Source organism: Halobacillus sp. ABH2_015 (genome assembly GCF_056158945.1).
Genome location: NZ_JBSWUG010000002.1, coordinates 933,480 through 959,937, shown reverse-complemented (window position 1 = coordinate 959,937; position 26,458 = coordinate 933,480). Strand labels below are relative to the sequence as shown.

Annotated in this window: 33 protein-coding genes and 2 tRNA genes; 14 read left to right on the top strand and 21 right to left on the bottom strand. The window is 46.5% G+C overall.

Annotation, left to right across the window (positions count from 1 at the left end; translation table 11 throughout):
- Positions 1 to 175: 175 nt before the first annotated feature.
- Both ACXAD6_RS04965 and ACXAD6_RS04960 read left to right on the top strand, forming a co-directional pair.
- A complete protein-coding gene (locus ACXAD6_RS04965; RefSeq protein WP_474967895.1) occupies positions 176 to 1,036 on the top strand; it encodes an SDR family oxidoreductase in 861 nt (286 codons plus the stop codon).
- Positions 1,037 to 1,148: 112 nt separating this feature from the next.
- On the top strand, positions 1,149 to 1,640 hold the full coding sequence (locus ACXAD6_RS04960) for a hypothetical protein (protein ID WP_474967894.1): 492 nt from the start codon (positions 1,149 to 1,151) through the stop codon (positions 1,638 to 1,640).
- A 23-nt stretch (positions 1,641 to 1,663) separates the two neighbouring features.
- On the opposite strand, the gene ACXAD6_RS04955 is transcribed toward ACXAD6_RS04960, so the two are convergent.
- From ACXAD6_RS04955 to ACXAD6_RS04940, 4 genes are all read right to left on the bottom strand, one after another.
- Positions 1,664 to 1,993, bottom strand: coding sequence for a DUF4257 domain-containing protein (locus tag ACXAD6_RS04955; RefSeq protein WP_474967893.1), 330 nt, complete (start codon positions 1,991 to 1,993; stop codon positions 1,664 to 1,666).
- A 222-nt stretch (positions 1,994 to 2,215) separates the two neighbouring features.
- Complete coding sequence (locus ACXAD6_RS04950; RefSeq protein ID WP_474967892.1) at positions 2,216 to 2,488, bottom strand: hypothetical protein; 273 nt, start codon at positions 2,486 to 2,488, stop codon at positions 2,216 to 2,218.
- A gap of 177 nt (positions 2,489 to 2,665) precedes the next feature.
- A tRNA-Val gene (locus ACXAD6_RS04945) sits at positions 2,666 to 2,738 on the bottom strand.
- Positions 2,739 to 2,857: 119 nt separating this feature from the next.
- Positions 2,858 to 3,262 carry a ribbon-helix-helix protein, CopG family gene (locus ACXAD6_RS04940; RefSeq protein WP_474967891.1) on the bottom strand — a complete coding sequence of 135 codons (405 nt, stop codon included), beginning with the start codon at positions 3,260 to 3,262 and terminating at the stop codon, positions 2,858 to 2,860.
- A 130-nt stretch (positions 3,263 to 3,392) separates the two neighbouring features.
- On the opposite strand from ACXAD6_RS04940, the gene ACXAD6_RS04935 reads away from it, so the two are divergent.
- Positions 3,393 to 3,692, top strand: coding sequence for an antibiotic biosynthesis monooxygenase (locus tag ACXAD6_RS04935; RefSeq protein WP_474967890.1), 300 nt, complete (start codon positions 3,393 to 3,395; stop codon positions 3,690 to 3,692).
- Positions 3,693 to 3,905: 213 nt separating this feature from the next.
- Positions 3,906 to 5,234 carry a DUF2254 domain-containing protein gene (locus ACXAD6_RS04930; protein ID WP_474967889.1) on the top strand — a complete coding sequence of 443 codons (1,329 nt, stop codon included), beginning with the start codon at positions 3,906 to 3,908 and terminating at the stop codon, positions 5,232 to 5,234.
- Between the two features lie 55 nt (positions 5,235 to 5,289).
- Here ACXAD6_RS04930 and ACXAD6_RS04925 read toward each other — a convergent pair whose 3' ends face one another.
- Positions 5,290 to 5,535 (bottom strand): biotin/lipoyl-containing protein, encoded by a 246-nt coding sequence (locus ACXAD6_RS04925; protein WP_474967888.1) that lies wholly within the window; start codon positions 5,533 to 5,535, stop codon positions 5,290 to 5,292.
- Between the two features lie 154 nt (positions 5,536 to 5,689).
- Positions 5,690 to 5,762, bottom strand: a tRNA-Val gene (locus ACXAD6_RS04920).
- Positions 5,763 to 5,999: 237 nt separating this feature from the next.
- Between ACXAD6_RS04920 and ACXAD6_RS04915 the strand changes: the two genes are divergently transcribed.
- From ACXAD6_RS04915 to ACXAD6_RS04900, 4 genes are all read left to right on the top strand, one after another.
- Positions 6,000 to 6,728, top strand: a complete 729-nt coding sequence (locus ACXAD6_RS04915) for an alpha/beta hydrolase (protein ID WP_474967887.1) — start codon at positions 6,000 to 6,002, stop codon at positions 6,726 to 6,728.
- A gap of 35 nt (positions 6,729 to 6,763) precedes the next feature.
- Positions 6,764 to 7,279 (top strand): YjcG family protein, encoded by a 516-nt coding sequence (locus tag ACXAD6_RS04910; protein ID WP_474967886.1) that lies wholly within the window; start codon positions 6,764 to 6,766, stop codon positions 7,277 to 7,279.
- A gap of 5 nt (positions 7,280 to 7,284) precedes the next feature.
- Positions 7,285 to 7,713, top strand: a complete 429-nt coding sequence (locus ACXAD6_RS04905; protein ID WP_474970365.1) for a GNAT family N-acetyltransferase — start codon at positions 7,285 to 7,287, stop codon at positions 7,711 to 7,713.
- Positions 7,714 to 7,817: 104 nt separating this feature from the next.
- Positions 7,818 to 8,495 (top strand): DUF421 domain-containing protein, encoded by a 678-nt coding sequence (locus tag ACXAD6_RS04900; protein ID WP_474970364.1) that lies wholly within the window; start codon positions 7,818 to 7,820, stop codon positions 8,493 to 8,495.
- Here the strand turns inward: ACXAD6_RS04900 and ACXAD6_RS04895 are convergent.
- From ACXAD6_RS04895 to ACXAD6_RS04875, 5 genes are read right to left on the bottom strand one after another with little or no spacing between them, the layout of a single operon-like run.
- Positions 8,482 to 9,381 (bottom strand): MBL fold metallo-hydrolase, encoded by a 900-nt coding sequence (locus ACXAD6_RS04895; protein WP_474967885.1) that lies wholly within the window; start codon positions 9,379 to 9,381, stop codon positions 8,482 to 8,484. The genes ACXAD6_RS04900 and ACXAD6_RS04895 overlap by 14 nt on opposite strands.
- Positions 9,382 to 9,404: 23 nt before the next feature.
- On the bottom strand, positions 9,405 to 9,716 hold the full coding sequence (locus ACXAD6_RS04890) for a hypothetical protein (protein ID WP_474967884.1): 312 nt from the start codon (positions 9,714 to 9,716) through the stop codon (positions 9,405 to 9,407).
- A gap of 57 nt (positions 9,717 to 9,773) precedes the next feature.
- Positions 9,774 to 10,016, bottom strand: a complete 243-nt coding sequence (locus tag ACXAD6_RS04885) for a hypothetical protein (RefSeq protein WP_474967883.1) — start codon at positions 10,014 to 10,016, stop codon at positions 9,774 to 9,776.
- Entirely contained in the window at positions 9,998 to 10,336 is a 339-nt protein-coding gene (locus ACXAD6_RS04880) for a DUF1360 domain-containing protein (protein ID WP_474967882.1), read from the bottom strand. Before ACXAD6_RS04880 ends, ACXAD6_RS04885 begins: the two co-directional genes overlap by 19 nt.
- Before the next feature lie 55 nt (positions 10,337 to 10,391).
- Entirely contained in the window at positions 10,392 to 10,625 is a 234-nt protein-coding gene (locus tag ACXAD6_RS04875) for a hypothetical protein (protein WP_474967881.1), read from the bottom strand.
- A 189-nt stretch (positions 10,626 to 10,814) separates the two neighbouring features.
- On the opposite strand from ACXAD6_RS04875, the gene ACXAD6_RS04870 reads away from it, so the two are divergent.
- Positions 10,815 to 11,288, top strand: coding sequence for a CotY/CotZ family spore coat protein (locus ACXAD6_RS04870; protein WP_474967880.1), 474 nt, complete (start codon positions 10,815 to 10,817; stop codon positions 11,286 to 11,288).
- A gap of 44 nt (positions 11,289 to 11,332) precedes the next feature.
- Here ACXAD6_RS04870 and ACXAD6_RS04865 read toward each other — a convergent pair whose 3' ends face one another.
- The 4 genes from ACXAD6_RS04865 to mgtE all read right to left on the bottom strand — a co-directional run bounded on the left by ACXAD6_RS04865 (position 11,333) and on the right by mgtE (position 16,614).
- Positions 11,333 to 11,860: a CotO family spore coat protein gene (locus ACXAD6_RS04865; RefSeq protein ID WP_474967879.1), complete on the bottom strand. Its 528-nt coding sequence runs from the start codon at positions 11,858 to 11,860 to the stop codon at positions 11,333 to 11,335.
- A 505-nt stretch (positions 11,861 to 12,365) separates the two neighbouring features.
- Complete coding sequence (fabI, locus tag ACXAD6_RS04860) at positions 12,366 to 13,145, bottom strand: enoyl-ACP reductase FabI (protein ID WP_474967878.1); 780 nt, start codon at positions 13,143 to 13,145, stop codon at positions 12,366 to 12,368.
- Between the two features lie 225 nt (positions 13,146 to 13,370).
- A complete protein-coding gene (locus ACXAD6_RS04855) occupies positions 13,371 to 15,233 on the bottom strand; it encodes a monovalent cation:proton antiporter family protein (protein WP_474967877.1) in 1,863 nt (620 codons plus the stop codon).
- Positions 15,234 to 15,249: 16 nt separating this feature from the next.
- Positions 15,250 to 16,614, bottom strand: coding sequence for a magnesium transporter (gene mgtE, locus ACXAD6_RS04850; protein WP_474967876.1), 1,365 nt, complete (start codon positions 16,612 to 16,614; stop codon positions 15,250 to 15,252).
- A 284-nt stretch (positions 16,615 to 16,898) separates the two neighbouring features.
- Between mgtE and prpE the strand changes: the two genes are divergently transcribed.
- Positions 16,899 to 17,633, top strand: a complete 735-nt coding sequence (gene prpE / locus ACXAD6_RS04845) for a bis(5'-nucleosyl)-tetraphosphatase PrpE (RefSeq protein ID WP_474967875.1) — start codon at positions 16,899 to 16,901, stop codon at positions 17,631 to 17,633.
- A gap of 46 nt (positions 17,634 to 17,679) precedes the next feature.
- On the opposite strand, the gene ACXAD6_RS04840 is transcribed toward prpE, so the two are convergent.
- From ACXAD6_RS04840 to yjbM, 3 genes are read right to left on the bottom strand one after another with little or no spacing between them, the layout of a single operon-like run.
- Entirely contained in the window at positions 17,680 to 18,585 is a 906-nt protein-coding gene (locus ACXAD6_RS04840) for an RluA family pseudouridine synthase (protein WP_474967874.1), read from the bottom strand.
- Positions 18,551 to 19,357, bottom strand: a complete 807-nt coding sequence (locus tag ACXAD6_RS04835; protein WP_027953547.1) for an NAD kinase — start codon at positions 19,355 to 19,357, stop codon at positions 18,551 to 18,553. The genes ACXAD6_RS04840 and ACXAD6_RS04835 overlap by 35 nt, the downstream gene beginning before the upstream one ends.
- A gap of 14 nt (positions 19,358 to 19,371) precedes the next feature.
- The gene (gene yjbM, locus ACXAD6_RS04830) at positions 19,372 to 20,010 is read right to left on the bottom strand and encodes a GTP diphosphokinase (RefSeq protein WP_474967873.1); all 639 of its coding nucleotides are present in this window, start codon (positions 20,008 to 20,010) and stop codon (positions 19,372 to 19,374) included.
- A gap of 131 nt (positions 20,011 to 20,141) precedes the next feature.
- Here yjbM and ACXAD6_RS04825 point away from each other — a divergent pair, with 131 nt between their 5' ends.
- From ACXAD6_RS04825 to ACXAD6_RS04810, 4 genes are all read left to right on the top strand, one after another.
- The gene (locus ACXAD6_RS04825) at positions 20,142 to 20,723 is read left to right on the top strand and encodes a CYTH domain-containing protein (RefSeq protein ID WP_474967872.1); all 582 of its coding nucleotides are present in this window, start codon (positions 20,142 to 20,144) and stop codon (positions 20,721 to 20,723) included.
- Between the two features lie 55 nt (positions 20,724 to 20,778).
- Positions 20,779 to 21,171 carry a globin domain-containing protein gene (locus ACXAD6_RS04820; protein WP_027953544.1) on the top strand — a complete coding sequence of 131 codons (393 nt, stop codon included), beginning with the start codon at positions 20,779 to 20,781 and terminating at the stop codon, positions 21,169 to 21,171.
- Between the two features lie 2 nt (positions 21,172 to 21,173).
- Positions 21,174 to 22,061: a ClpXP adapter SpxH family protein gene (locus ACXAD6_RS04815; RefSeq protein WP_474967871.1), complete on the top strand. Its 888-nt coding sequence runs from the start codon at positions 21,174 to 21,176 to the stop codon at positions 22,059 to 22,061.
- An 85-nt stretch (positions 22,062 to 22,146) separates the two neighbouring features.
- Positions 22,147 to 22,323: a hypothetical protein gene (locus tag ACXAD6_RS04810; protein ID WP_474967870.1), complete on the top strand. Its 177-nt coding sequence runs from the start codon at positions 22,147 to 22,149 to the stop codon at positions 22,321 to 22,323.
- A gap of 127 nt (positions 22,324 to 22,450) precedes the next feature.
- Here the strand turns inward: ACXAD6_RS04810 and pepF are convergent, their stop codons facing one another.
- From pepF to mecA, 3 genes are all read right to left on the bottom strand, one after another.
- Positions 22,451 to 24,259, bottom strand: a complete 1,809-nt coding sequence (gene pepF / locus ACXAD6_RS04805) for an oligoendopeptidase F (RefSeq protein WP_474967869.1) — start codon at positions 24,257 to 24,259, stop codon at positions 22,451 to 22,453.
- 70 nt (positions 24,260 to 24,329) lie between these two features.
- Positions 24,330 to 25,472, bottom strand: coding sequence for a competence protein CoiA (locus ACXAD6_RS04800; RefSeq protein WP_474967868.1), 1,143 nt, complete (start codon positions 25,470 to 25,472; stop codon positions 24,330 to 24,332).
- 90 nt (positions 25,473 to 25,562) lie between these two features.
- On the bottom strand, positions 25,563 to 26,255 hold the full coding sequence (mecA, locus tag ACXAD6_RS04795; protein WP_474967867.1) for an adaptor protein MecA: 693 nt from the start codon (positions 26,253 to 26,255) through the stop codon (positions 25,563 to 25,565).
- Positions 26,256 to 26,458: the final 203 nt, after the last annotated feature.

Here is a 26,458-nt window from a genome sequence, read left to right as displayed (position 1 = left end):
ACACATCAATGGACGAAACGTTAAATGAATGGCGGTTGGAATGAACAGAATGACACGTAAATCCTCTATCCAGCACCCTGGAAGAATGGAGGGATAAGAAGACGGTCACGAGGGAAAGCTAGCGGAAGTGGATCTGCACCAATTTTAACCATTTGTACATAGGGGGTTACGCATCATGAAGAAAAAGAAGGCCGTACAACCGGAACAGCATCAAGAACGACAGCCTGGTTACGAGTATGACATGAAGCCGCTGCCGGAGTATGCAGATGAGACCTATAAAGGAAGTGGAAAACTGGCGGGTAAAACCGCCGTGATCACCGGAGGAGACAGTGGGATCGGCCGAGCGGTCAGCCTGCTTTTTGCCAAGGAAGGCGCTGATGTAGCTGTCCTTTATCTGGATGAGCATGAAGATGCAGCCATTACGAAGAGCTTAATCGAGAAAGAAGGCAGGCGCTGCGAGCTGTATCACGGGGATATCGGTGGACCGGAGTTTTGCGAAACCATTGTCGAACAAGTAGTAAAGACATTTAAAACCATAGATATTCTTGTCAACAATGCAGCCGTTCAATATCCGCAGACAAGTGTGCTCGATATTTCCAATGAACAGCTTCTGGAAACATTCCGCGTCAATTTCTTTTCCTACGTTTATATGACGAAAGCGGTCCTGCCTCATATGAAGAAGGGATCCTGTATCATCAACTCTTCTTCGGTGACAGCTTACAAAGGGAACGATCAGCTCATCGATTATGCATCAACCAAAGGTGCCATCACCTCTTTCACACGTTCCCTCGCCGGATCCCTGATCGATCAGGAGATACGTGTGAACGGCGTGGCCCCCGGGCCGATCTGGACGCCGCTGATCCCAGCTAGTTTTGACAAGAAAAAAGTGGCGGAATTCGGTTCGGACAATCCCATGGGCCGTCCAGGCCAGCCGAGGGAAGCGGCCCCCGCCTATGTCTATCTGGCCTCCAGTGATTCCAGCTATGTCACAGGTCAGATGCTTCATGTAAACGGAGGAATTCCTGTCAACGGATAAAAAAGCTGCGGAAGCGGCTTTTTTTTCGTTCATCGATCGCCGTTTAACCGACTAACGGAGTGGTCGACGTGTTATAATTATCCATAATTGTATGGGAAGGATGGTGTCGCTTATGGCCCGAACCAGTTTCTGTCATTGTTTCAGCAATCAAGAAGACCTCGCTCAAGGTACAGCATCCACCCGGACCTATCTTGCCTTCTGTGTAGTAACCGGCAGGGAAGGTGCCATTGAGTTCAGCTTTCAGACGACCTATATCGATCAAAGCAAAGAACCCCCATTTGCTACATTCTACGGGGTGTCCAGCGAATGGGAAGAGGATGCCGACTCACCAAAAAAACTGCGGATCCACAGCCGCTCTCCGCTCACAGATGACGGGCAGACCCCGTGCGAAAAACCTTTTCTACGATCACAGGAACTCTTTTACTCGTACACCGTCAATCTGGATCTACATAAACTGAAAGCCTACCAGAAAAATCCCGATACTTATCTGACAACGATTCATTCGAAGGTGTTGTATGAGGAGTTAAAGGCGGTGTATACCGGCATCTTTAAAACAGCGCCTGTCGATACGGAGCATGATCATTTTATGCTTTTAGTGGATTGAAACAAAAAAAAGGATGGGTCCGGTCATTTTAAACGCTGGTTGATCCGGTCCAATCCTTCCACTTTCGCTTTCTCCACGTTCAATTCTCTTTTCAAAAGCACATTCTCTGCCGTCATCCCGGCCAGGATCGATATGCCAATCAATGTCCGCAGCAGGCCCGGTTCCGGTACAAGGTATGTGACTGCAAAAACCGCTGCTGCAGCGCCAATTAAAAAATCGGCTAAAAACCCGAGATAAATGCCCTTTGGACGTCTCCGCCTTCTTGGGAAAACCAAAACCTTTCCGTTTCTCATCAAATGAGCCACAACGCCTGTCATCCCTCCGATACAACCGGCAATCAGGAGCGTGTCCACATTATTGATCCCCCTAAACTTAAAAAAGCGGCCGCTGGAAGATATTTAGAAACATAAGAACTATGCACTAATCATCCACCAAAGCGGGCCGCCTCGATAAGTCTTTTATTGTATAAACGAAAAGTTACTATAATGAACATGCTACCTTCAGTGTACAACATTCCAAAAAGAAAATAAATACTTATTTTCAATTTTGTTCTTCAAATAACAATAAATGTAATTTTAAGTTTTTTTCACATCCAGTAAGTGTTGGATTTCTGCTTCATAGTAATCCACTTCTTTTTTGGAAGTAGCCTCCATCATACCCTGCAGCAAGGGTTCATAGTTTTTCTTCTCCATTTTGTCTGTAGATTGAAATACGGCTCTGCTCTCCTCATAGTGATCCAGAAATAATTGAAGCTTCATGTAATAGTACCGGGTTTCCTCCAATGAAACGGCTTCTCTGAAAGCATCCAGCAAATCATCGAATTCTTCATCTTTTTTCTTTTTCCCCATATCCTGCCTGCCGCACCTCCTGAAGAGATTTGTTAAAGAATTAATTTCTATTTATTACCCATTATACAAGAATATGTAACGGCTCACGTTAGAGAATCCGAATTTCTTCTATAAAAAAAGAAATGATACAGCCTCTCCTTGACGAGAAACTGTACCATTTCAGCACGTGGGTTTGTATGATTCCGATTGGGCTCGAACCAACGACCTCCACCCTGTCAAGGTGGCGCTCTCCCAGCTGAGCTACGGAATCAAAATAATAATGGGTATTTCCTGGTGACAAGTAATAATATACTACGGAAAAATCGGAGTGTCAATATAGTGTGAAGATTTTTTTAAAGGTTTGTAAATATGCACGAGGAAGGCTTCCCATCAAAGGTTTTTCAATAAGGTCCGGATCGCCGCTGAGCGGTCCATGCCATTCTCTTTTGCATAACTCTCCAGCTTCTTGTAGGATTCTTCATCCAAACGCACATGCAGGGATCGGGTCAGTTTATCCTCGGTCTTCTTTCGCGGGCGCCCACGCTTGATGTGCCGCTTTCCATCCTCATCCATCCATACATCAAGGGTGACTTCCCCTTCTTTTTCAATTACCTCGGCACCGTTGTTTTCTTCCCACAACTGCTGAGCCCTTTCCTTGTAACCGGTCATCTGCCGGATATCTTCTTCAGGGAGACCAGCATGTGCCGCCTTTTCCCTGAACTTATGTTTCAAAAATTCCTCCAGTTCTTCATAAGAAGAAAACGTCAACTGCTTCATAATCTCCGTCCTTTCCATCTCTGTCCATTATGCCGGAATTCTTAATGAAATGAAACAGCTTTAAACTTTTTTGTGGCACAAAAAACATTCATCTAGTATACTGGGATTGTTACTTTTTGTAGCACAAAAATGAAAGGCAGGAGATCCTATGTATATCGAATCGAAATATATAACCGTTAAGGAAGGGTACACAGAGCAGCTGGTTTCCCGCTTCAATCAGCCGCTTCCTATAGAAGACATGGAGGGATTCCAAGGAATGTCCATTGCTGTAGAGAAAGCCCGTAAAGGAGAACAGATGGTCATCATCACTACAAGATTCGCCTCCAAGGAAGATTATAAAGCGTGGAAAAAAAGCGATGCCCACGTGCAGGGCCACAAAACAAAACAAAAGCCTGATTTTGTTCTGAACACCTCTCTTGGCCTTTACGAAGAGATACTGAGTAAATAAAATAAAGAACCTCTATGTCGGCCAACATAGAGGTTCTTTGTTTATAATAAGGTCTCTCTTTCCTTATCCGGGAGGCTTCTTCCCTGTTTTCAATTCGATATGGATGATTTATGACGATTTCAAGGAAAGCGTGACGGGCTTTCTGTTTTGTAGGTTTTGTATATTTCGTTCATAATAGAAAAAGAACAATCATACAGAAGGCAGGTTTTTCACATGAATAACAGCAAACGATGGATTGATCTAAGAGACAGTTTTCTTTTTCTTCCCGCCATTTACAGCGTGATTTCCATATTGAGCGTTGTGATCTCCATTCTTCTTGATGAATGGATCGTATCCAATTGGAAGGACGCCCTTCCCGGTTTCCTCCTAACAGGCAGCTCAGTGGCTCAAACACTGTACGGATCGCTCGTCACCTCCATCTTAACGATGACAACCATCAGTTTCTCCACCATTATGGTTGTCCTTACAACCTATACCACTCAATTCTCTCCCAGGACACTTCAGGACTTTATGAAAAGCCGGATCACCCAGCACGTGTTGGGGGTCTTCTCCTTCGGCTTCATCTTTTCCCTGCTGCAGTTGTTCCTGCTTGGGAAGGATTCCGGATCCGGATTCATCAGTCCGTTTTTAACCGTTTTCGTATCCATCGTCTGCCTGGCTTTCTTTATCATTTTCATTCACCACTCTTCCCGTTTCATCAAAGTGAACAATTTAATCGGCACCATTCGCCAGAGCACGTCTGATTTGATCAACGGAACCTTTTCAGAGAAAAATTACGACCGTTACACCGAATGGGATCACGAGGAAATTGAAAGACGAAAGAATTCAGAGAAAAGAGTCATTGCGACAGGGGAATCCGGATATATCCAGAGTGTCAATTACTCTTCCTTGATTCAATGGGCGGAGAAAAATGACCTTTTATTGGAGACCACCTTTTCCATGGGGGAATACATTCAGAAAGAAATGCCCCTGTTCTATTACTGGGTAGAATCAGAGCAGGAGAACCTCACACCAGAAGAAGCAAGAGATTTTGTCGTGATCGGCAACGAGCGGGTCGACATTCAGGATATAGAATTTTCACTGCAGAAGCTTGTGGAAATCGCCGTGCGCGCCATTTCCCCAAGTCTCAATGATCCTCATACGGCCACGAACTGCATCAACCGGATCGGCTCCCTCCTCGTTGAGCTCGCCGATGTATATGAGCCGATCCGATATTACCCGGACGATAATGACCACCTCCGTCTTATCGCAGAGCCGGTACCTTTTAGTGAATACTTGTATAAATGCTTCTATCAAATCCGCATTTACGGACACCATGATGTGTCCGTCATGAACTCCGTGATGGAAGTATTGTACAAACTGGCATTCATACAAAAGGAGAAAGTCCAGGACGACGTGTGGAGATTCGGCCGTTACATTATTAAGGCTGTTGATGTAGAGAATATGGACGAGCTTGATTTTGAGCGGTTTAACCATCAGGCACAGAAACTGGCCGATGCGTGTGGGACAACCATTTCCTTGAAGAGCGATGATGCTTCATAACCTATGTACCAAATAAAGAGAACCGTCCATATTCCGGACGGTTCTCTTTTGTGTATTAATCGCTGCCGGATATGATCATATCGTCTTCCATCTCGGCAAGAAGGGTGGCAGGTGACACTTTATCACCTTTCTTAATATGAAGCTTTTTCAGGCTGCCGCTGATGCCCACCGCTACCTCTGACTCTGTCCCGTCCCGCTTAATAACAAAAAGGGGTTCCCATTCATAGACATACTCCCCGTTCTGAACGAGGACTTCGGTCACTTCTCCATAACACGGGGAAATGATTTTTTCGGGCCGCATGGTTCATTCCTCCTGTTCTCACCACGCCCGGTCCAGCTCAGGGCGTTTGAAACAGCATATGTGGGAGAAGAGGACAAGATGACTGGAAAATAAAAAAGAAGTGACGCAGCCTCTCCCTGGATGAGAAACTGCGCCACTCCGGCACTTTGTATGATGATTCCGATTGGGCTCGAACCAACGACCTCCACCCTGTCAAGGTGGCGCTCTCCCAGCTGAGCTACGGAATCTTATGTAGAAATTTGTCGTTTTTTGCTGACAAAGATTAATATACTATGGATCACAATTGAAGTCAACATGATTCGACAAACTTTTTTACAAACCTTCCTCCTCCCTCCATCATTTGGGTTATTGATCTGTTCCACTTTTTCAACAATTCTATGATAAAATAAGAAGTGCAACGTTTACATCGAATTTTAAGCGGGAAATTTTCATATACTTCCGTGCTGTAAGGAGGTGGTCTATTTATGGGTAGAGACGGATCCATGACCGAGTACACCATAAACAGTCAGTACTTAGACGAAGAAATGACCCTTCGTGTGTATACGCCGAACAACTTCTCTCCTCTATACAAGTACCATTTCTGTATCATGCAGGATGGAAACGATTATTACTCCATGGGGCGCGCTGCCACTCTGAGCGATAAGCTCCACAGGGAGGAACGTATGGAACGGACGATTTTCATTGGTATACATTACAAGGATAAATACGACCGCAGGGAGAAATACCATCCTGACGGCCCGAGACAGGGAGACTACGTCAGCTTCCTCATCAGGGAGGTCGTCCCATTTCTTGATGAACAGCTGCCCGGGTATAATATGGGGAGAGGCCGGACACTGGCCGGGGATTCCCTTGCCGGAACCCTTGCCTTAATGACAGCTGTTAAATTCCCGAATATCTTCGGAAATGTCATCATGCAGAGTCCTTATGTCGATGATCACGTCCTGGAAGTCGTCGACACAGGGCGGCAGCTTTCTTCATTAACCATCGATCACACCATCGGTCTGGAGGAAACGGACGTGGAGACGACAACCGGTGAGCGGATGGATTTTCTTGAACCAAATCGAAAGCTGCGGGATCTTCTACAGGAAAAGCCGGTCTCCTATACGTACCATGAGCTGGATGGCGGTCATACTTGGGGATCCTGGCAGAAGGATTTTGAACGGGCTTTATTGAACATATTTAGTGGTGAATAAACGTTTTAAAATGGGACAATCAGGAGGTTAGTTCAATGAAATACGGAATAGCAGTGTTTCCATCAAAAAAAGTACAAGATGTAGCGAATTCTTACCGCAAGCGATATGACCCTCATTACGCGCTGATTCCTCCTCACATTACGATGAAAGAGGCGTTTGAAGCGGAGGAAGATCAGATTGAAAGTGAAATCATCCCCCAGCTGAGGGAAATTGCCAAGAACACAGAGCCATTCTCCTACGGGGTGTACAAGGTAAGTTCCTTCTCTCCCGTAACCAACACCATCTACCTGAAGATTGAACCATCCGATGAAATTTTTGATTTGAATGATAAACTTTACACTGGTGTACTGCCGGAAGAAAAAGATTTCTCCTTCGTTCCGCACATCACGATTGCTCAGAAGCTTTCAGACGAGGAATTTTCCGATGTATACGGCAGCCTCACTATGCTTAAATTCGATCTGCAGGATCAGGTCGATCGTTTCCAGCTTCTTTACCAACTTGAAAACGGCGCATGGAGTGTCTATGAGACATTCCGCCTTGGCAGAGGGTGAAGCTCGTGGATATCCGGCAGGTCAGAAACAAACAGCAGCTGGACGATGCCTACACAGTGAGAAAAATCGTCTTTGTACAAGAACAGCAGGTACCTGAAGAACTTGAAATCGATGAGCATGATGAAGCGTCCCTTCATTTCACCGGGTATGAGAACGACAAACCGGTAGCCGCCGCCCGTCTCCGGTTTGTCCACGGATACGGGAAGCTTGAGCGCATTTGTGTTCTGAAAGAGAAACGCGGCCATTCCTACGGCAGACAGATGATTGAACAGCTGGAAGCCGCCGTGCGTGACTATGGGTATGACAAAGCCAAGCTTAATGCTCAAACCCAGGCGGAAGCCTTTTATGAAGCCCTCGGTTATGTCACGATTTCAGACAAATTCATGGATGCCGGCATCCCACATGTCACGATGGTCAAAGAATTGAATGAATAACCAGCTCCCGCCTATGGAAAGGCGGGAGTTTTTTCGTTTATATTCCACCCCTTTTGTCTACAATGAGGCATAGAAGAACGAAAAAGAAGGATCGTGACGCTTCAATGGAATATATACAAATTACGGTGGAGACTCTTTTCGGGTTTGCCGCGCTGTTTGTCATGACTAAGGTACTGGGTAAATCCCAGATTACTCAAATTACAGCTTTTGATTTCATCTCCGCCCTTGTACTTGGAGAGCTTGTAGGAAATGCCCTTTACGATCCTGACGTCGGTATTCCCGACATCGGCTTTGCCATTATACTGTGGAGCATCCTTATTTACACAACAGAGATGATCACGGAAAAGTTTAAAGGATCCCGGCAGCTTCTTGAGGGAAGCCCATCCCTCGTAATTTATCAGGGAAGGATTGACCGAGAGCAGCTCAAAAAAAATAAGCTGGATATCAACCAGCTTCAACACCTTCTCCGCTCCAAGGATGTCTTCTCGATCAGGGATGTGCAGTATGCTGTTTTGGAAACGGATGGAACCATTTCTGTGTTGAAAAACTCCCATTCTCAGAACGTCAGCCGAAAGGATTTGAACCTCCCTCCTCTTCCCGTCCCGCTTCCCCGTACCATCATCAGTGACGGGGAGGTCATCTGGGATAACCTGAAGGAAGCCGGGCTTGATGAAAATTGGCTGCATCATCAGCTGAAAGCCCAGGATTACGAGACACCAGAGGCCGTACTGTATGCAGAGTTCCAGGATGGTGACCAAACCTTGTTTGTCATCGGCTTATAGCCGAAAACACCCACTTATGATCAACCAGACGATCTTGAATCACTTCTGCTTTTTTCAAGGTTACGGCATAAGCGGTTACAGCCGTCCGATATAAGAGCCACTGCCCGAGCGCAGGCGCCTGCACATCCCACTTCGTACACAGAATGGAAATCAGCTCTTCGTGCGTCACCTCTCCTGTCGACTCCACTGCCGACTGGACAGCATCGAGGATACGCTGATGGTAGACGATATTTTGACGGATCGTTTCAGAGGGATCTTGTTCGAATGACCCGTGGCCGGGCAATGCCCCGGCACACGGGATAGCCAGAAGACGCTCCAGACTGTGGATGGTTTCTCCGGCATCCACCAGAAACGGGATCCGGTGCTTCTGGAGCGTCTCCAGACTGAAATAACTATCCGCGGCATACAGGACGTCTCCGGCTTTCAATGCAAGCTGATGATGACTGTGGCCCGGGAGCAGAAAAAGTTCGGCTGTGATCCTGCCGAAATCGACTTGTCCTTCATCGACAACCCTGTCAATCCGTACAGGGGGACCTTCAAGAAACTTATTACGGAGTTCTTTAAGCGGAGCAACCCCGCTGAACAGATAGAGCGGCTCCAGCGATGGATTGGAAAGGACCGACGCTTCCAATACGGGGGCAGATGTATGAACGTCATACGTATGCTGTACATAGGAAGCTCCGCCGTAATGATCCGCATGAGCATGGGTGATAAATAGGTGGGTGAGCGGAAGCTGCCGTTTTTCCAGTTCCTTCAGCACCTTTTTAACCGATGACCGATCGATACCTGAATCAATCAGCAGCCCTGTACCGCCTTTATGAATGTAGCCGATATTTACGGATGAATGATCATAGAAACACCAATCATTGATTTGTTTGAACGTCATCGTTACAGCCCCTTCAAGCATTTCTATACAGTTTCGCTGAAGTAGCTGCCTTTTCCTGTTACAGCAGCATAGGTTTTCACGCCGATGTTCTGATGCGCGGGGGATGCCGGCTTATGATCTTCGGCCTCTGCCGCATGGAATCCGGGCGTGGTGATAAACGGACTGTTTTTCTGATAGACAAGGCGGTCCTCTTCTCTCTGCTGCCGACCGGGTCGTTTCGTATCGAGGCTTGCCTTGAAAATTTTATCCACGGCAAAGGACTGCTGGTGCTGATTCACAACTCTTGTCTGGTAATCCTGATACTGGTAATGATTCACAGGCAGAATATATCCCATCCGGAACGCCTCCTTTATCTTCCATTACCCCGAAAACACCGAATTGAACCAGGCCTGTCATTCAAAAAACTTCTCCATCTTCCCTGCATATTTGTTTAGAAATTTTTCTACATCGGTCATCTGTTTGGTGAACCTTTTCTCCCAAGCTCCCAAATCCTTTTCCCACTGCTGGAATTTCTTGTCCGGCTGTTTGATAATGCCTTTATATTTCGACGTTTCCACATCGATTTCCTGCAGGACTTCAAGCAGCGTCTTTGCCTTCTTTTTTTCCTCTTTCCCCGTCACAGGCGGTCTGTCCATGCATACAGAACCGACTGCAGACCTGCGAGAGCAAAGACAAAGACGAGCCACTCCCCGTATGGGACCACCAGATAAAATACGACCATAATGATGGAGGACCAGACACCGACACACCACTGACAGCTCAAACCTTCACCAATAAACCCTTTAGGCTCGACCCACTCTTCTTCCACCCCTTGATCGTTCGTAACCAGCTTCACATTGAAAAACGGACGTCTCATCCACTCCATAATGTAATCACGTACAATCAAGCGGGTCAGACGGAAACTCGCCAGAGCAAGCAGCAAAAATTCTGCGATGGATAACATTTGATATCCCATCCTTTCTAAAGAAGAAAAAAGCCACTACATACATCGTAGTGGCTGCTTACTCAGTTTAGAACCAGCGGAATCCTCCACGACGGTCGGAAGACTCATCATCATGGCGTTTTCTAGAACTTGAACTGCTTTCGTCCGCCCCGGCTTCCCTGCGTTTCCTTCCGAAAAACGGATCCACACGGTCACTGCTTTCATCACGGTCATGACGTCCGCGGTGCTGCGGCTCAATAATGACATTATCAGCTTTAATAACAAGGTCTTTGACATGAATGACCTTTTTCTTCTCAGACATTCCCCTCACTCCTTAATCGAATTCATTGTTACTTTATGGTTTTCAGCTTGGCCGGGTATAGTCGTCCGCCCATACAAGACGAAAAACTTTGGGAATGCCTGAATACGGACAAATGCCCACACCGACAGCGCTGACAGACATATTCTAGTAAAGACAATACGTCAATGCGTATGGAAAGGGGAAAAAACAATGAGCTGTGGTAAAAAATACGATTCAGGCTCCTGTGTTATTGATATCCTAAAAGACATCGTGGATGCTCAGAATGACGTCCTGCACGATTGCACAACGAGCTGTGAACAATCAATCGCAGACCTTCTGGGTGACAGTAACGGAGGATCAGGTTTCGATACAGTACCTGTTATTCTTTACTGTAAAGACGGATGCAAGCCTTTTAAAGGTTACGGTTCAAAACGCAGCGGAGAGCGCTGTAATGTCAAAGGGAGCTTTTTCTTCCGCGTCAAGTCCGTAGACGACGATGGATGTGCGATTCTTGAACTTCTATTCTCTGACCGCAACGGAGACGATGAGGATTCAAGAGACGACGATCCGAAATCACCTGCTGATCAAAGCTGCCGCGACCTTCGCGCTTCAGGGATCTGCATCACGGTGGACTTGAACTGCTTCTGCCACGTTACCTGCCTTCCGGCTGCCAGCACGCTGTAAGAAATCAGAAAAAAACCGCGCAAACAGGCGCGGTTTTTTCTGTTTCAAAAGCCCAGTAGACGAATATCAATAATCGTATCAAAGTCAATCTCCCTCTGAAACGGCCGCTGAAACACCTTCATATGGACTTTACCATCCTGATAATCGGTAATGTACCCTCTGAGCTGATCTTCTTTGGTCGTCACTTCACATTTCATCTTCGGAACATGGGGGGATAATTGAAAAAAGTAATCCACTTTTTCCTCCAGGGAGAGTTCGTGGAATCGCTGCCTGCGCTCCCGGCTGGATACTTGCTTTTCTTCGTTATCCCGATCGTTTTCCACCTCAGGCGTGTCGGTATTCTCCGGAAGTAGTTTTGTTACTTCTTCTGTATGAGCGGCATGGGTTCGGCGCATCCGTGCTTCTTTTTCATATCGTGGTGTTTCTTTTGCAGCGGGCTGTTCAGAACCACGTGACCTTACTGAGCGTTCCGTGCGGAAACTCGTCTGCATAGGAACAACGGCAGGCTTTAGATTTTTCGGCTGAACAATGTAAAGCATCGGCTGCTTGGCAAGACGTTTTTCATCGGCCATGTTCGATCTCTCCTTTTCCAGTCGGTCATCACCTTATGTATATGCCCTGTCTTTCTCCCATGTTCATTTTCGACGATCATCGTGGAAGTTTCCGTATTATTTACACATTCTTTCTCTTGATCCTCATCCTGTTAGGAGTGACACGGCTGTGAAAATGATTTACATGGATCATTGACGGTCGAACATGGAACCCCTCATTTTCATCTCTTCTTTTCATTGCACAAGAAAAAAGAGTGATTTTCTTTGATAAATCAAAGAAAATCACTCTTAATTAGATGGGACACCGTTGATTCCATGACGAGCGTTCGATGGTGACGCCTGTGGGAACAGCGCGATCCGGAGATCCACTTGGTCCAGTGGTCTTCCTCCCCAAGTCAGCTGAGGTCGTGCCCGCGGCAAGCATCCATCGACAAGCGATTCGTGAAAATCAACAACAACCTTTAACCACATCTCTTGATAGGAAGGAGGATTTCAGTGGCCTCATCAAAATGGACGGATTTTTTCTTTAGTAAGCGACAATACTGAATCCGGAGTCAACGTGGATGATTTCCCCTGTCACACCACGGGACAGGTCACTCATCAAGTAGTAGCCGGTATCGCCGACTTCCTCCTGAGTCACCGGTCGGCGCAGTGGAGCACGCTCTTCGATCACTTTCATAATTTCATTGAAATCACCGACACCTTTAGCTGATAATGTCCGGATAGGTCCGGCAGAAATCGCATTCACACGGATGTTGTGCTTCCCTAAGTCATTGGCCAGGTATTTCACGCTGGCATCAAGACTGGCTTTCGCTACACCCATAACGTTGTAGTTTTTTACAACCTGCTCTCCGCCAAGGTACGTCAGCGTAACGATGCTTCCTCCGTCGGTCATCAATGGCTGGGCAGCACGCGCAACAGCCGTCAGTGAGTAGGAACTGATATTGTGGGCTGTTAAAAATCCATCACGGCTTGTGTTCAAAAACTCATCCTTCAGCTCTTCCCTGTTCGCAAAGGCAATACAATGCGCAAGTCCGTGAATCGTTCCGACATCCCGTCCGATTTCTTGAAATGTGTGGATAATCGCTTCGTCGTTTGTCACATCGCACTCATACACCAGTGGTTCTTCCACTCCGTCCAGAGTCGCGGCCAAGTCCTGTACCGACTTTTTAAACCGTTCCGATGCCACGGTGAAAATCAACCGGGCGCCCGCTGCGTGCAGAGAACGTGCAATTCCCCACGCAATACTCCGCTTGTTGGCAACACCCATGACTACATACGTACGTCCTTCTAAAGAAAAGTTCACGCTGATTCCCCTCCTCAATCATTCTCACAAATTAGTATTTGTTATTAGTACCTGCTCCTATTTTAAACGATCCACGTTTGAAAAACAAATCAGGATCCATAAAAAAACCCTAATCATCTAATGATGGGTGTGGTCACTAGTCCCGCATACATAAAAAGCTTGTAGAAAAACACGGAGTTTCTCTACAAGCTCAATGGCTGCTCTAACAAAAGCGGAAGTTCATCATCAGCACCATTCACAGTATTCCAGTTCCATTTTGAGTTCATCCACATACTCGTTGGAACCTGTCACGATTAAGCGGTCCCCGATTTTCAGCTCCGTATCGCCGTGAGGAACGATGGAATCTTTGCCACGGAAGATCCGGACCATGATTACGTCTCCTGTAAAAGGGAACTCCCGGATATGGACGCCGTTATACATGGAATTGTTCATATTGATCTGATAAAGCGCACTATCCTGCTTTGTCAAAATATCAAGCACGTTCGGTGCTTCGATCATCGCTTTCAAAAGAGCCTTCGAGGACAGGAAGACGCTGAAGACACTGATGCCAAGCTCCCTCATCTCTGTAGAAAGCTCAGGAGATTCGACTCGGACAATAATCCGCTCCACACCTTGTTCTTTCGCATATCGGGCGATTTCTGCGTTCCTTTCCTCGTCCCCTGTAGAGGCGACGACAAGGTCCACATCAAAGACACCCAGCTCTTTCATATTCTCGACGTTGTAACCGTCCAGCTCCTTGATATCAAAGCAGTTCCGGCTGATTCGTTCATCGATTTTATCCACTTTCGTATGGTACAAATGCGTTTCATACGCGTTGATATCCAGTTCACGCACAACAGGAAGCGTCATCCGGTTGGATCCGATGAAGGAAACCACCGTTTTATGGTCCTCATCCTCAAAGCGTCCATATACCTTTTTAAAGACGATCGGTGCGACAACGCAGGTCAGGACGGCTACAAGAATAAGCGCCCCTTCCATCTGATCGTCAATCATTCCTTCCCTTTTGCCAATCGCAGCAGCGGCAATAACGAGAGATAAGGTGGACGTCAGGATAAATCCGGATCCGAACACCGTCTTACGGTCATACCATTTCGAAAGGATCAAGGCCGGAACAATTTTGGAAATCAACAGGGCTGCAAACAGCAGCGGAATCAATAACAGGACACGTGTATCCGTAAACAAACTCCAAATATCTATTTCTACACCGACCATGACGAAGAAGATCGGGATTAAGAAGCCATATCCAAAACTGTCGAGCCTTTTGACCATTTCCGGGTTCGGTGAAAGCAGAGATACAAGAGTACCCGCTAAGAAGGCGCCCAGAATGTTTTCCGCACCCACAGTTTCCGATAAAGCAACGAGAAGCAGGATCAATGTAAAGACGGCACGTGTATCGATCTGGATGGTACCTTTAGCCATCGTCTCCACAAAGGATTGATGACGGAACTTTTTCCCGATGTAATAGAAAAGGACACCAGCAGCAAACAAAATAAGCAGAAGCCACGTATTGCCGCCGTTCTCTCCATAAATGGAGACGAATACGGCCAATAGGATCATGGTAACGAGGTCGGCGATTACAGCGATCAGAAGGATCGTCTGACCGATTGTCGTTTTCATCATCTGTGCATCTTTCAAAGTTGGAACAACTACACCAAGGGAGATCGTTGAAATGATCAACGTCATAAGAAAGGCATTGTCTATAAATCCAGCCAGCACGAATACATAGGACAGCGCCAGGGAAATGACGAATATTCCGACAAATACGATGACCGCCACCCATACTGGATTGGGGGCGCCGGTTCCCTGGTTGACCGGTTTCGCACGTTTCTTCTTGCTTGCAAAAATGGAGAAGTCTATTTCAAGACCACTCAGGAACATAAGAAAAATGAACCCCAGGGTCGATAGTATTTCAAGCCAGCTTCCCTGTTCAACAAGGTCAAATCCACTTTGACCTATAATCAAACCTACGATGATTTCTGCTACTACCACCGGAATCATATTCAGTTTAAACCGGTGGAGTAGGATGGGAGTAATAAATGCTGCAATTATGACAATAACCAGTGAAGTTACTGAAGCACCATGTTCCATACTCGCCCTCCTTCCTTCATATCAAAAAATTCATAAAGGCTGTTGCCATACCGAAGTAAATCAGAATGGAAATCAAGTCATTCACTGTTGTGATGAATGGCCCTGAGGCAACAGCGGGGTCAATGTTCAAACGATGCATGATAAGGGGGACGAGAGATCCTGCGAGCGTTGCAACAATCAGCGTTAATAAAATGGACAAACCTACTAATAATCCTAAGAAAAAGTTTCCCTGCCATATATAAACGATAAGGGTAATCAGCACACCACAGGAAACTCCGGTGATCACACCAGTACCTGCTTCTCTCATCATCATTTTCCATTTTCCTTGTTTCTCTATTTCTCCTGTAGCAATTCCACGGACAGCAACAGCAAGCGCCTGAGTACCCGTGTTTCCACCCATTCCGGCAATCAGCGGAATAAAGATGGCAAGAATGGCTACTTTATCCAACGTTTCCTCAAACCGCCCGATCAGGCTGGCTGTTAAACTCCCTAAAAATAGCAGGATTACCAGCCAGGGAAGCCTCTTTTTCGCTGAGGCAAAAGCGTTATCATCCGGACTGTCCACATCAGAAATCGCAGCAAACTTCGAGTAATCATCGCTGGCCTCTTCTTCCATGACGTCCATAATATCATCCACAGTAATGATACCAAGCAGATGATCTTGAAAATCGACAACAGGAAGCGCGAGAAAGTCATAATCCCTGACCATCCGGGCGACCTCTTCCTGATCTTCCCCTACTGATACCGATACCACCCGTTCATTCATGACATCGGAAATCAGCCAGTCTTCTTCAGAAATAATCAAATCCCTCAACGAAATAACACCAACCAGCCTTTTATCTTCATCTATGACATACGTATAGTAAATCGTTTCGGCATCAGGGGCTTCTGTTCTCAAATGCACCATGGCTTCCTTGATCGTCATACCGGCCTTTACGACAACGAACTCTGTGGTCATGATGGACCCTGCGGTTTTCTCCTCATAATGGAGCAGGTCCTTGATTTCGTCCGCAGCTTCATCATCCATGATCGTCAGGAAGCTGGCTACTTTATCTTTATCTAATTCGTTGAATATATCAACAGCATCATCGGCAGACATTTCGGCAAACACCTGGGCGGCAAATCTTGGATCCATTTCTGAAAAGAAGGGTTCAATTTCCTCATAATCGATATGCTCCATCACATCTGCCACTTCTTCCGGTGACAAATAAGTATAGATCTGCATTCTTACATCCGCATCCAGATCCTCAAAAATCCGCGCCTGATCATAGGGATGCATCTCCAAAAATTCAGCACGAAACTGATCGATATGTTCATTGAACAGGGCATCTTTAATATTTGCCCAGACTTCTTTCCGCTCGTGGTCATCTAAGTGTTCCATAAGCAGCCCTCCCCCGTGTCTATTTCGTTTTTGACCGTTTAATCTTAATTGTGATTCATAGGTTTGTCAACGAATGTCACGCAACTTTTAAATTCAGCTTCCGTACCGTCTCCACGCCTATCCATAGTCTAACAGAAAGGCCCCTCCGGGATGGAATAACGGGCGGCCATGTTTATTATTCATCCCCGTGGGAAAAATATCATTCAGATTCCTTCATGCGCTGCAATTCCTGCCCTTTTAAAACACCTGCAGCCTCTCATTCCATTACCAAAAGGAGCGTCATTATGACCTATGATGTGATCGGAGATGTCCACGGCTGTCTCCCCGAGCTTGTTCAACTGTTCGAGAAGCTTGGTTACAATTGGAGCGACGGACTCCCCCTCCATCCGGATGGCCGTACACCGGTATTTGTCGGAGATATCACGGACAGAGGTCCGGACTCTCTCGGGTGCATCCGGCTTGTTTACAGACTTGTCTATGAACAAAACGCCCTTTATGTCCCGGGAAATCACTGTAACAAATTGTACCGGTTCTTTCTCGGAAACCCGGTCCAGGAAAAACACGGACTGGAAACGACCGCGGCGGAATACAGAAACCTGCCCGGGAAGGAGCAGCAATTGGTGAAAAAGCAGTTTCTCCAGCTTTACGAAGAAGCCCCGCTGCACTTGATTCTGCAAGATACAGGAGCTGTCGTAGCTCATGCCGGTATTAAAGAGGAAGATATCGGAAAACGAAGCAGACGAATCGAAACGTTCATTTTATATGGAGATATCACCGGGGAAAAACTCCCCGACGGGCGCCCGGTGAGGAGAGACTGGGCTCAGGACTATAAAGGAAGCCGGTGGATTGTTTATGGGCACACACCTGTAAAAACGCCACGCTTTGTCAATAAGACCGTCAATATTGATACCGGATGTGTTTTTGGAGGAAAACTGACGGCTTTCAGGCTTCCGGAAGAAGAGGTGGTCAGCGTCTCCTCCTCCATGCCTTATATAGAAGAGAAATTCCGATACGATTGATATCTACCCATCATAAGGTGAAAAAAAGCTTGAGAACCCTATGTCCTCAAGCGAAAAGATCCCACTCTTCAGGTGTTTCCGTTACGAATGTCATCCTTTTCTTACTCCAGGGATGACGGAAGTTCAATTGGTAACAGTGCAGCGCCTGTCCCGGGATCCACGGGCAGGCGTTTCCACCATAAAGGGTATCCCCCGCAAGCGGATAACCCAGATGTTCCAAGTGGACCCTGATTTGATGCGTCCGTCCCGTCATGAGCTGGAGGCGGAGCCATGTATATGCCCCGCTCCTTTTCTCCACTTCATAACGTGTCTCAGCCGGCCGTCCTTCCGACGATATCGTACGGCGGATAATCGATCCCTCTGCCCGTGCAATGGGCTGATTCACGATGCCTTGATCCGCTTGTAATCTTCCCTCCGCTACAGCTTTATACCGGCGGTCGATTTTCTTCATGCTCTGTGTCAGCAGGCGGTGGCTGTACGCGTGTTTAGCGACCAGCATCAATCCGCTCGTGTCCTTATCCAGTCGTGTGACGATGTGAACCGTGCATGGATCGTTTTCCTGAATGTATCGGAAAAGCAGAAAAGCCGCTACAGATGGTTCGTTTTTATCAAGAGCTGGGACCGAAAAAAGGCCGGCCGGTTTATTGATGACGAGTACATCCTCATCTTCATACACAATGGAAAGCGGACCTTCCATCGGCTGAATGGACCCGCGTTCTTCCTCTGGAAATTCCACTTCAAGAAGATCACCGCTCCTCAGCGGCTGCCACATGTCCATCCGTTCACCGTTGACAAAAACGCTGCCGCTGATCCGCACTTTTTTGATCAGCTGCCGGGAGAATTCCCCCGCCCCAAACAGGAAGTCCCGACTTGACCAACCGGAATAAGCGGCGGTGATGGTCCACCGCTTTATCACTTTAGACGGAGTATTCATCCGCCACGAAGGAGTCATGCACGCGTTTCCAGAATGGGAATGGACGGAAGCGGGCGAACCGTACTTTTTCTTCTGCCACCCGGCACTGGATCGACTTCACGTCTTTATACGTTCTTGAAATGTGATCGATGGTGAACAGGAAGCTGCGGTCGTGAAGCGGCTTGAACATACATGTATGATGGCTCGGCAGGATCAGGGGTGACCCGATCGTACGGAACACCCGGTTGTTGATGGAAGCCATTTCGGCAATCTGGAAGGCCTCCAGGGATGGATGAAGGATCGCTCCCCCAAGCGCCTTGTTGTAAGCTGTACTTCCTGAAGGTGTGGATACACATAAGCCGTCTCCCCGGAAGGTTTCGAAATGATCGCCCTTGATTTCAATATCCATTACGACAGAACCTTCGGATGTTTTGATCGTGCATTCATTCAACGCAAGGTAACGGTCTTCTTCACTGCCATCTTTCGGGCGGATCGTCACCTCAAGGAGTGGATACTCCACCACTTGAAACGGCGTTTTCGCTATTTCAATGATCAGTTTTTCAAGTTCTTCCGGCATCCAGTCTGCATAGAAACCAAGATGCCCGGTATGAATACCGATAAATGCGGTTTTATCCAAACGATGGACATACGTATGGAAAGCTTCCAGAAGGGTTCCGTCCCCGCCTACGGATATGGCCAGTTCAGGCTCATCCTCATCATATTCCAGCTGGAATTCGGTTAAGTAATTCTTAATTTTTGAACGGATTTCGTTGGATTTCTGATCTCCCTTAGATAAGATCGAAAACTTCATTGTCGGCCACTCCTCTACATTTTTTTCGGGTTTTTCTTCTGTTCTTCTTTTCTTAAGAAAGCACGCTGGGCTTCCTGCACCTCATTTTTTATCTTGGACATTTCTTCATCTAATTGAAAGGCGGCCTCGCCTGCGCGCTTCAGACGGGATTTGATCTCTGCAGGTATCTTACCCGAATATTTGTAGTTTAACGAATGTTCATTGGTCGCCCAGAAGTTCATCGCCAGGGTCCGGATCTGAACTTCAGCGAGCAGCCGCTTTTCCCCGTGAATGGTTTCAACAGGGTACTCGATAATCACGTGGAAGGAACGGTATCCGCTGTCTTTTTTTCTGGACACATAGTCCTTTTCCTCCACAACCTTTAAGTCATGCCTGTTTCGCAGCATATTCACAACAGCGTAAATATCGTCCACAAACTGACAGACGACGCGCACACCAGCAATGTCCTGAATTTCCTCTTCAATGTTTTCAGGATTGATTCCTTTTCGTCTCGCTTTTTCTAATATACTTGTTTTCGGCTTAACGCGTCCGGTTACAAACTCTATAGGAGACTGTTCCTCCTCATATTCAAACTGCCGCCTCATGCCTTTCAGCTTTATTTTCAGCTCCTCAACTACCTGAGCATATGGAGCTATAAATATATCCCAATTCATTAAGCGTCCACCTTTATGTAACCAATCTTTATAGTAATTATGTGCGTTTTATCTTTCATTCATTGTATCATAAAGTCAGCCTGCTGAAGAAGCAGAGTGACCAAAGGAACTACAATACAGGAGGGGTTCTCATGACCCAGGAAATCGAAATTGAATTCAAAAACCTGCTGAAGGAAGAAGAATACAACAGGGTTTATCATTTTTTACCATTCAAATCAGTTGAACTTATCGAACAAACCAATTATTATTTTGAAACAGAAGATCTAAAACTGAAACAGCACGGAGCGGCTTTGAGAATCCGTAAAAAATCCGATCAGTGGACACTGACCTTGAAGCAGCCGCACCCGGAAGGTCTGCTTGAAACACATGATTCCCTCACAGAGGAAGAAGCCAATTTATGGATACAGAACAAACGAGTGGAAAAAAGCCGGGTGTTCAAACAGCTGCGTGATCTCGGCATTGATCCGGATCACCTGCACTACTTAGGTTCGCTGACAACAAGGCGGAAAGAATTGGAGTATAATGGGGCCCTTGTTGTCCTTGACCACAGCCTCTATTATGACCAGGAGGATTACGAACTTGAGGTGGAAGCAGAGAGCAGAACGTCGGGAAAAGCCGTAATCCAGGAAATTCTTGAGTCCTGCAATATTCCTGAGCGCGAAACAGATAATAAGATCAAACGTTTCTATAACGCCAAGCTCAAATCAGAATAGTTGCTGTCAGACACCCCTCATTGCTAAAATGTTGAACAGACAAGGATGGGATGCTATGCAGCGAAATCAATCGTTTTACGATGCCGTCGGAAAAGAAAAGATCGACGAACTGGTGGAAGCCTTCTACAAGAGAGTCCAGCAGCATCCGGATTTGATTCCGATATTTCCGGATGATTTTACAGAAACCATCCGGAAACAGAAACAATTTTTAACACAGTTTTTCGGAGGCCCTCCTCTCTATGTGGAAGAGCACGGCCATCCGATGCTGCGGGCCAGGCACCTTCCTTTTGAAATCACTCCTGCCCGGAGAGATGCCTGGTTGTCCTGCATGTCCGGAGCTATGACAGAAGTGGATCTGGAGGAGCCTTACCGCTCTGCCATGTTCGACCGGCTCGTGAAAACGGCCAACCATATGATGAATACACCTGAGGATGAGAAAGGAGAATAGTTGTGGGTTGGAAAAGTTTAAATCGTGATCAACAGACAAACGGAACATCAAGCGGCTTTTTTAATTTATTGAAACGCCCTATAGAGATATACGTCTTCATCGACCCGCTTTGTCCAGAATGCTGGTCACTTGAACCCTTTCTTAAAAAGCTCACGATCGAATATGGACGCTTCTTTACCATCCGCCCGGTCATTAGCGGAAATCTTACTTCCTTACAGGAGAGTTACGGCAGAAAAGCCGAAAACCTGAAAAAAGAATGGGACCACACCGGTTCCAGAACAGGCATGTGCTGTGATGGGGATGTATGGCTTGAAAATCCTGTCGCCTCCCCGCTTGCGACTTCCCTGGCTGTTAAAGCCGCCGAACTGCAGGGTAAAAAAGCAGGCATGCGCTTCCTTCGTAAGATCCAGGAGTACGTGTTTCTGGAAAAGAAGGACATTTCCAATGAAGAAGTTCTTATTGAATGCGCAGAAAACAGCCGTCTGGATGTTGCTGAGTTCAAACGGGATCTTCATTCTGATGCAGCCCGCCGAGCTCTTCAATGCGACATGAAGCTTGCTGGTGAGATGGAAGTGGATTCTACTCCGACCATCGTCATTTTCAATGAATCAGAAGAAGACGCCGGATTAAAAGTGACCGGCCTGTATTCGTACGATGTTTATGTGAAAGTGTTGAAAGAAATGCTGCAGAAGGATCCTAAGCCGGGGGTCAAACCCGATTTAGAGGATTTCTTACAGCACTATCGCTTTGTAGCCAATAAGGAAATTGCCGTCGTTTATGACTGGACGGAACAAGAAGCTAAACACGAAATGAAGAAGCTCGTCCTAAAACAGAAAGTACGCGAAGTCCCTGTGAAGCACGGGGCTTTCTGGAAATATATCGGTTCATAAAAAAGCTCCCTCTCCGGGAGCTTTTTTATGGCCGGATCATGACGAATCCCCCTTGATCATACATTTTTATAAAGGAGGACTGGTCATGAAAATATGGTTGACGCTGGCTGCACTGGCTGTTCTGTTCATGCTTTTACTTTTTCACTTGTTTGCTCTGATGCATCTCTATCCTCTCTACATCACTTCCCCTCTCTTGTTTACAGCCATTTTCCTCATTGTATCGGCGGCCTCCTACAAAAAAACATTCAAAGGCTTTCATTAACCCTTTTCTGTCCTTCTCACCCGTACGGCCGGCTGTGGAAAGGAGTGTTTTCCTTTCCGCAGGGCAGGAACGCTTGGGAACAAAAAAGCTTGTAGAAAAACACAACGTTTCTCTACAAGCTTTTTTATTATTTTTTGAGGAGCTGCTCCATTTCATTGAGTTTTTCCTCAAAGACATCCAGGGCGGACGAAATCGGATCTTTTGATGTCATATCAACACCGGCCTGCTTCAGCACTTCAATCGGATAATCACTGCTTCCGGCCTTCAGGAAATTCTTATAACGTTCGACAGCAGGGCTGCCTTCTTCAAGAATCTGTCCAGCCAGAGCTTGTGCGGCTGCATAGCCCGTCGCATATTGATAAACGTAATAGCCCATATAGAAGTGAGGGATTCTCGCCCACTCCAGGCCGATCTTTTCGTCGATAACGATGTTTTCCCCGAAGTATTTTTTGTTTAGATCATAGTAGATGTCGGTCAGTTTCTCAGCGGTCAGCGCTTCCCCGTTCTGAGCCTGCATATGAATCGTGTGCTCAAATTCCGCAAACATCGTCTGACGGAAAACTGTGCCTCGGAAACCTTCCAGGAAATTGTTCAGCAGATACAGTTTTTCTTTATCACTGTTCGTATTTTTGGTCATGTACTCATTCAGAAGAGCCTCATTACACGTGGACGCAACTTCAGCCACGAAAATGGAATAATTTCCATACCGATACGGCTGATTCTCGTGCGTATAGTAGCTGTGCAGGGAATGTCCGAGCTCATGGGCAAGTGTAAACAAATTGTTTACATTATCCTGCCAGTTCATTAAAATATACGGATTTGTTCCGTAATGGCCGGAAGAGTAAGCCCCACTGCGCTTGCCTTTGTTTTCGACGACATCGATCCAGCGGTTTTCAAACCCTTCCTTCACAGTGTTCACGTATTCCTCTCCAAGAGGCTCCAGACCTTTCAGCACAAGATCTTTGGCTTCCTCATATGGAATATCCATCTCCGCTTCTTTGACCAGCGGCGTGTAGAGATCGTACATATGGACTTCATCAAGATTCAATACTTCTTTTCTCAGTTCGACATAACGGTGAAGCAGTGGAAGACGTTCCGTGACTGCTTCAATCAAGTTATCGTACACGGATTCCGGAATATTATTGTTATCCAGCTTCGCCTGTCTTGCACGGTCGTATTTCCTGACCTGGGCATTGAAATTGTTCTTTTTCACATGCCCGCTGAGCGTGGAGGCGAATGTATTTTTAAATGCACCGAACGTATCATACATCGCATCAAAGGCCGATTTCCGCACATCCCTGTCATCCGATTTCAGGAAGTTGATATAACGGCCGTGGGTGAGATCCACCTCTTCCCCTTGTTCATTCTTTATGGATGGGAAGGTAAGATCCGCATTATTCAGCGCCCCGAAGGTTTGGGATGGGCTTGCTCCAATTTCAGAAAAACCGGCAAGAAGTTTTTCTTCCTTCTCACTTAAAACGTGGGCACGCTGACGGGTAATCTCATCCAAAGTATGTTCATACAGCTTGAGAGGCTCGTGCTCATTCAGAAAGGACTGCACCTTTCCTTCCGGCAGGGCTAGAATCTCCGGCACGATAAAACTCATTGCGGAAGCGATTTTCGTGTAGAGGTTTTCCGCTTTTGCATTCATTTCCTGATAATAGGCGTTCGTGGTATCCTGATCGTTGCGCATATGGGCATACGTGAATAACAGCCCGATTTTATTGGATATTTTATCCTGGAAAGATAAAAGCTCATATAATTGTTCAGCAGATTCACCGATACGGCCCTGATATTTCTCCATCTCAGGAAGCATGGCTTTCGTTTCTTCAAGGTCTTTATACCAGTCTTCATCTGCAGCATACATGGCTTCAAGGTTCCATGTTTTTTCTACAGGGACTTCTTCTCGTTTTGGCAGTTGCTTAGTAGATGACATCTGCATCCTCCTTTATTTCATTCCTCATCCTCATTCACTTCTCGATAAAAGAAAAAATACCTCCCCGCTGCTACATGATCTTTAAATTTTTCAACCTGGCCAGCGTGGTCCGGTCATCCAGAAAGGCTTCCTCCATAGTGGCCGGGAAAGCAACCTCCCTGGTTTTCACCCACTTATTGTTCCCTGTTTTTTTCAGGATATTTAAGAGGCTGAGCAGCTCTGCATACTCCGCCGCAGGATCAGGCCTGTATTGATTAATCGTAACCGGAACTTCCATTTTCGGAAAATCCACCACCGAACCGACGGGCACCGGAGTAAAATGGTCTAATAAAAGCCTTGTCTGCCATATGTAAGGCTTTACACTCAGCTGCATCTGACTGGCTACGGGAAGGTAACAAACGCTTGGAATGAGGGAAAAGTGATACCCCTTCAAGTATAAATACTGCCGGAACTGCTTCTCCTTACTTCCCGGCTCCCGGCGGTATGTCGACCGGTTGTTGTGCCAGGATTTTTTCCAGTGATGGAATATCGAAGGAAGTACGGCTTTCCGGCCGGGGGAGAACATTTGAGGAAACGTGCTTTGCGGTAAGGAAAAGGAGTGAAACGAACCGGTCACAGAGGCTGGGGACAACCAGCGGAGACCAGACGCTGTCGTCATCGTCTTTTCGCGTGGGTGAAAGAAGAAGAGTTGATAACAAGCAGACCATTGATATAAGAAGGATTGAAGAAAGGTATTAAATTGGAGCATGTGAGGGCTTTTCTTTTTCCAGTGTTTCGGTCCAAGGATCCATAAAGGGAAAACCCCATGGTCCACGTACCTCTTTGTACGCTTCCATATGTCTGTAACCGGTATCGTAGAGCACTGATACTCTACGGCGACCTTTCGATTAGAACCGGAAATGTAGACATCTGGCTGTTGTTGAATACCGGGAAGGTAACGTTCCAGTTCTACCTGATACCCCTGGGCTCTCAGCCATTGGTATATCAGCCACTTTCCAGCTTCATGCTCCTCTGATTCCCCGCCTTTGATCGAGGAACAGCGGCTGTCTGGGAGATGAGCAAAGTGCGGTATCACTTTGGGTCCCGATCGGATCCGGACAGGCTCCCGGCAGGTTGGGCAATAATAAGCGCGCTCTTTCAATCGGGAAATATCGGAGAAGGATTTTTGATAAATGGACTGAAGCTGCTCTTGATCATTAAGAGCATACAGCATAAAGCATCACCTCTCCCCAATATTCGACATCGTGTCATTTTCTCCTGCCTGCAAAAAAAATAAGCACACGATGGTGTGTGCTTGTTTATATTAATCAAGTGGAAAGTATTGTCTGATCTGCTGCAGGGCCTGCTCTTCAAAGATGACTTTCCCATACTCCTCAAGACGATGGACGGTCAAGGATGACTCGTGAGCATATTCCATCAGCTGGCTCAGCGTATTTTCCTGTTCGTCATCATTCATACGTTCATCATCGAACTGAATATACAAGTAGTAACGGTCTTCGAAGTGGAATAAGCGCTGTTCCATTGATTCAGGAATAGATAGATAATGACTGAGCTGGATAATATCTTCGAACTCATTGAATTTCAAGGTGAAAGTCAAGGAACCTTCCGACTCTTCTTCTCCATCTTCCTCAGACTGCTTATAATCTCCGGATGACTGGTATTTATCATCCAGCAGGGATTCAAGTTTTTCATCCAGCGGAACATCGACACCCTTACCTTCATCATTCGGCAGTTCAAGCTTTTGACCATCCTGGGATACTTGAGCTTTTGTAACGATCACTTCCAGACCTTTGTCCATAGCCTGGACTTGGATCCAAAGCGGTCCGTCCGACTGGAAATTTTCCTTATCGTTCACTTCATCCATCATTTCCCAGAAAAGCTGTTCACTTCTTTCACGGTTATACCAAATTTCTTCTCGATCAAAACCTCTTTGTTCTACATCCTGATATGTTACGTAAAATTTTACGGTATTCTCATTAATGCGTTCGATTTCCATACGTTTCTCTCCCTTCTAAACATGTTTTAAGGGGGAAGGGAATGCTCACCCTTTGTGCTTCTTCCTAGACCCTTACCCTTCAGGCCTGAACTTCAACCGTGATAATGTGCCATGTAAGGGTTGATGTGATTCTATTGTATGACAGCTGAAGCAAAATGAAAAACAAATTGCTCGAATTCAGCATAGAGCTGTCCGCGTTCTGA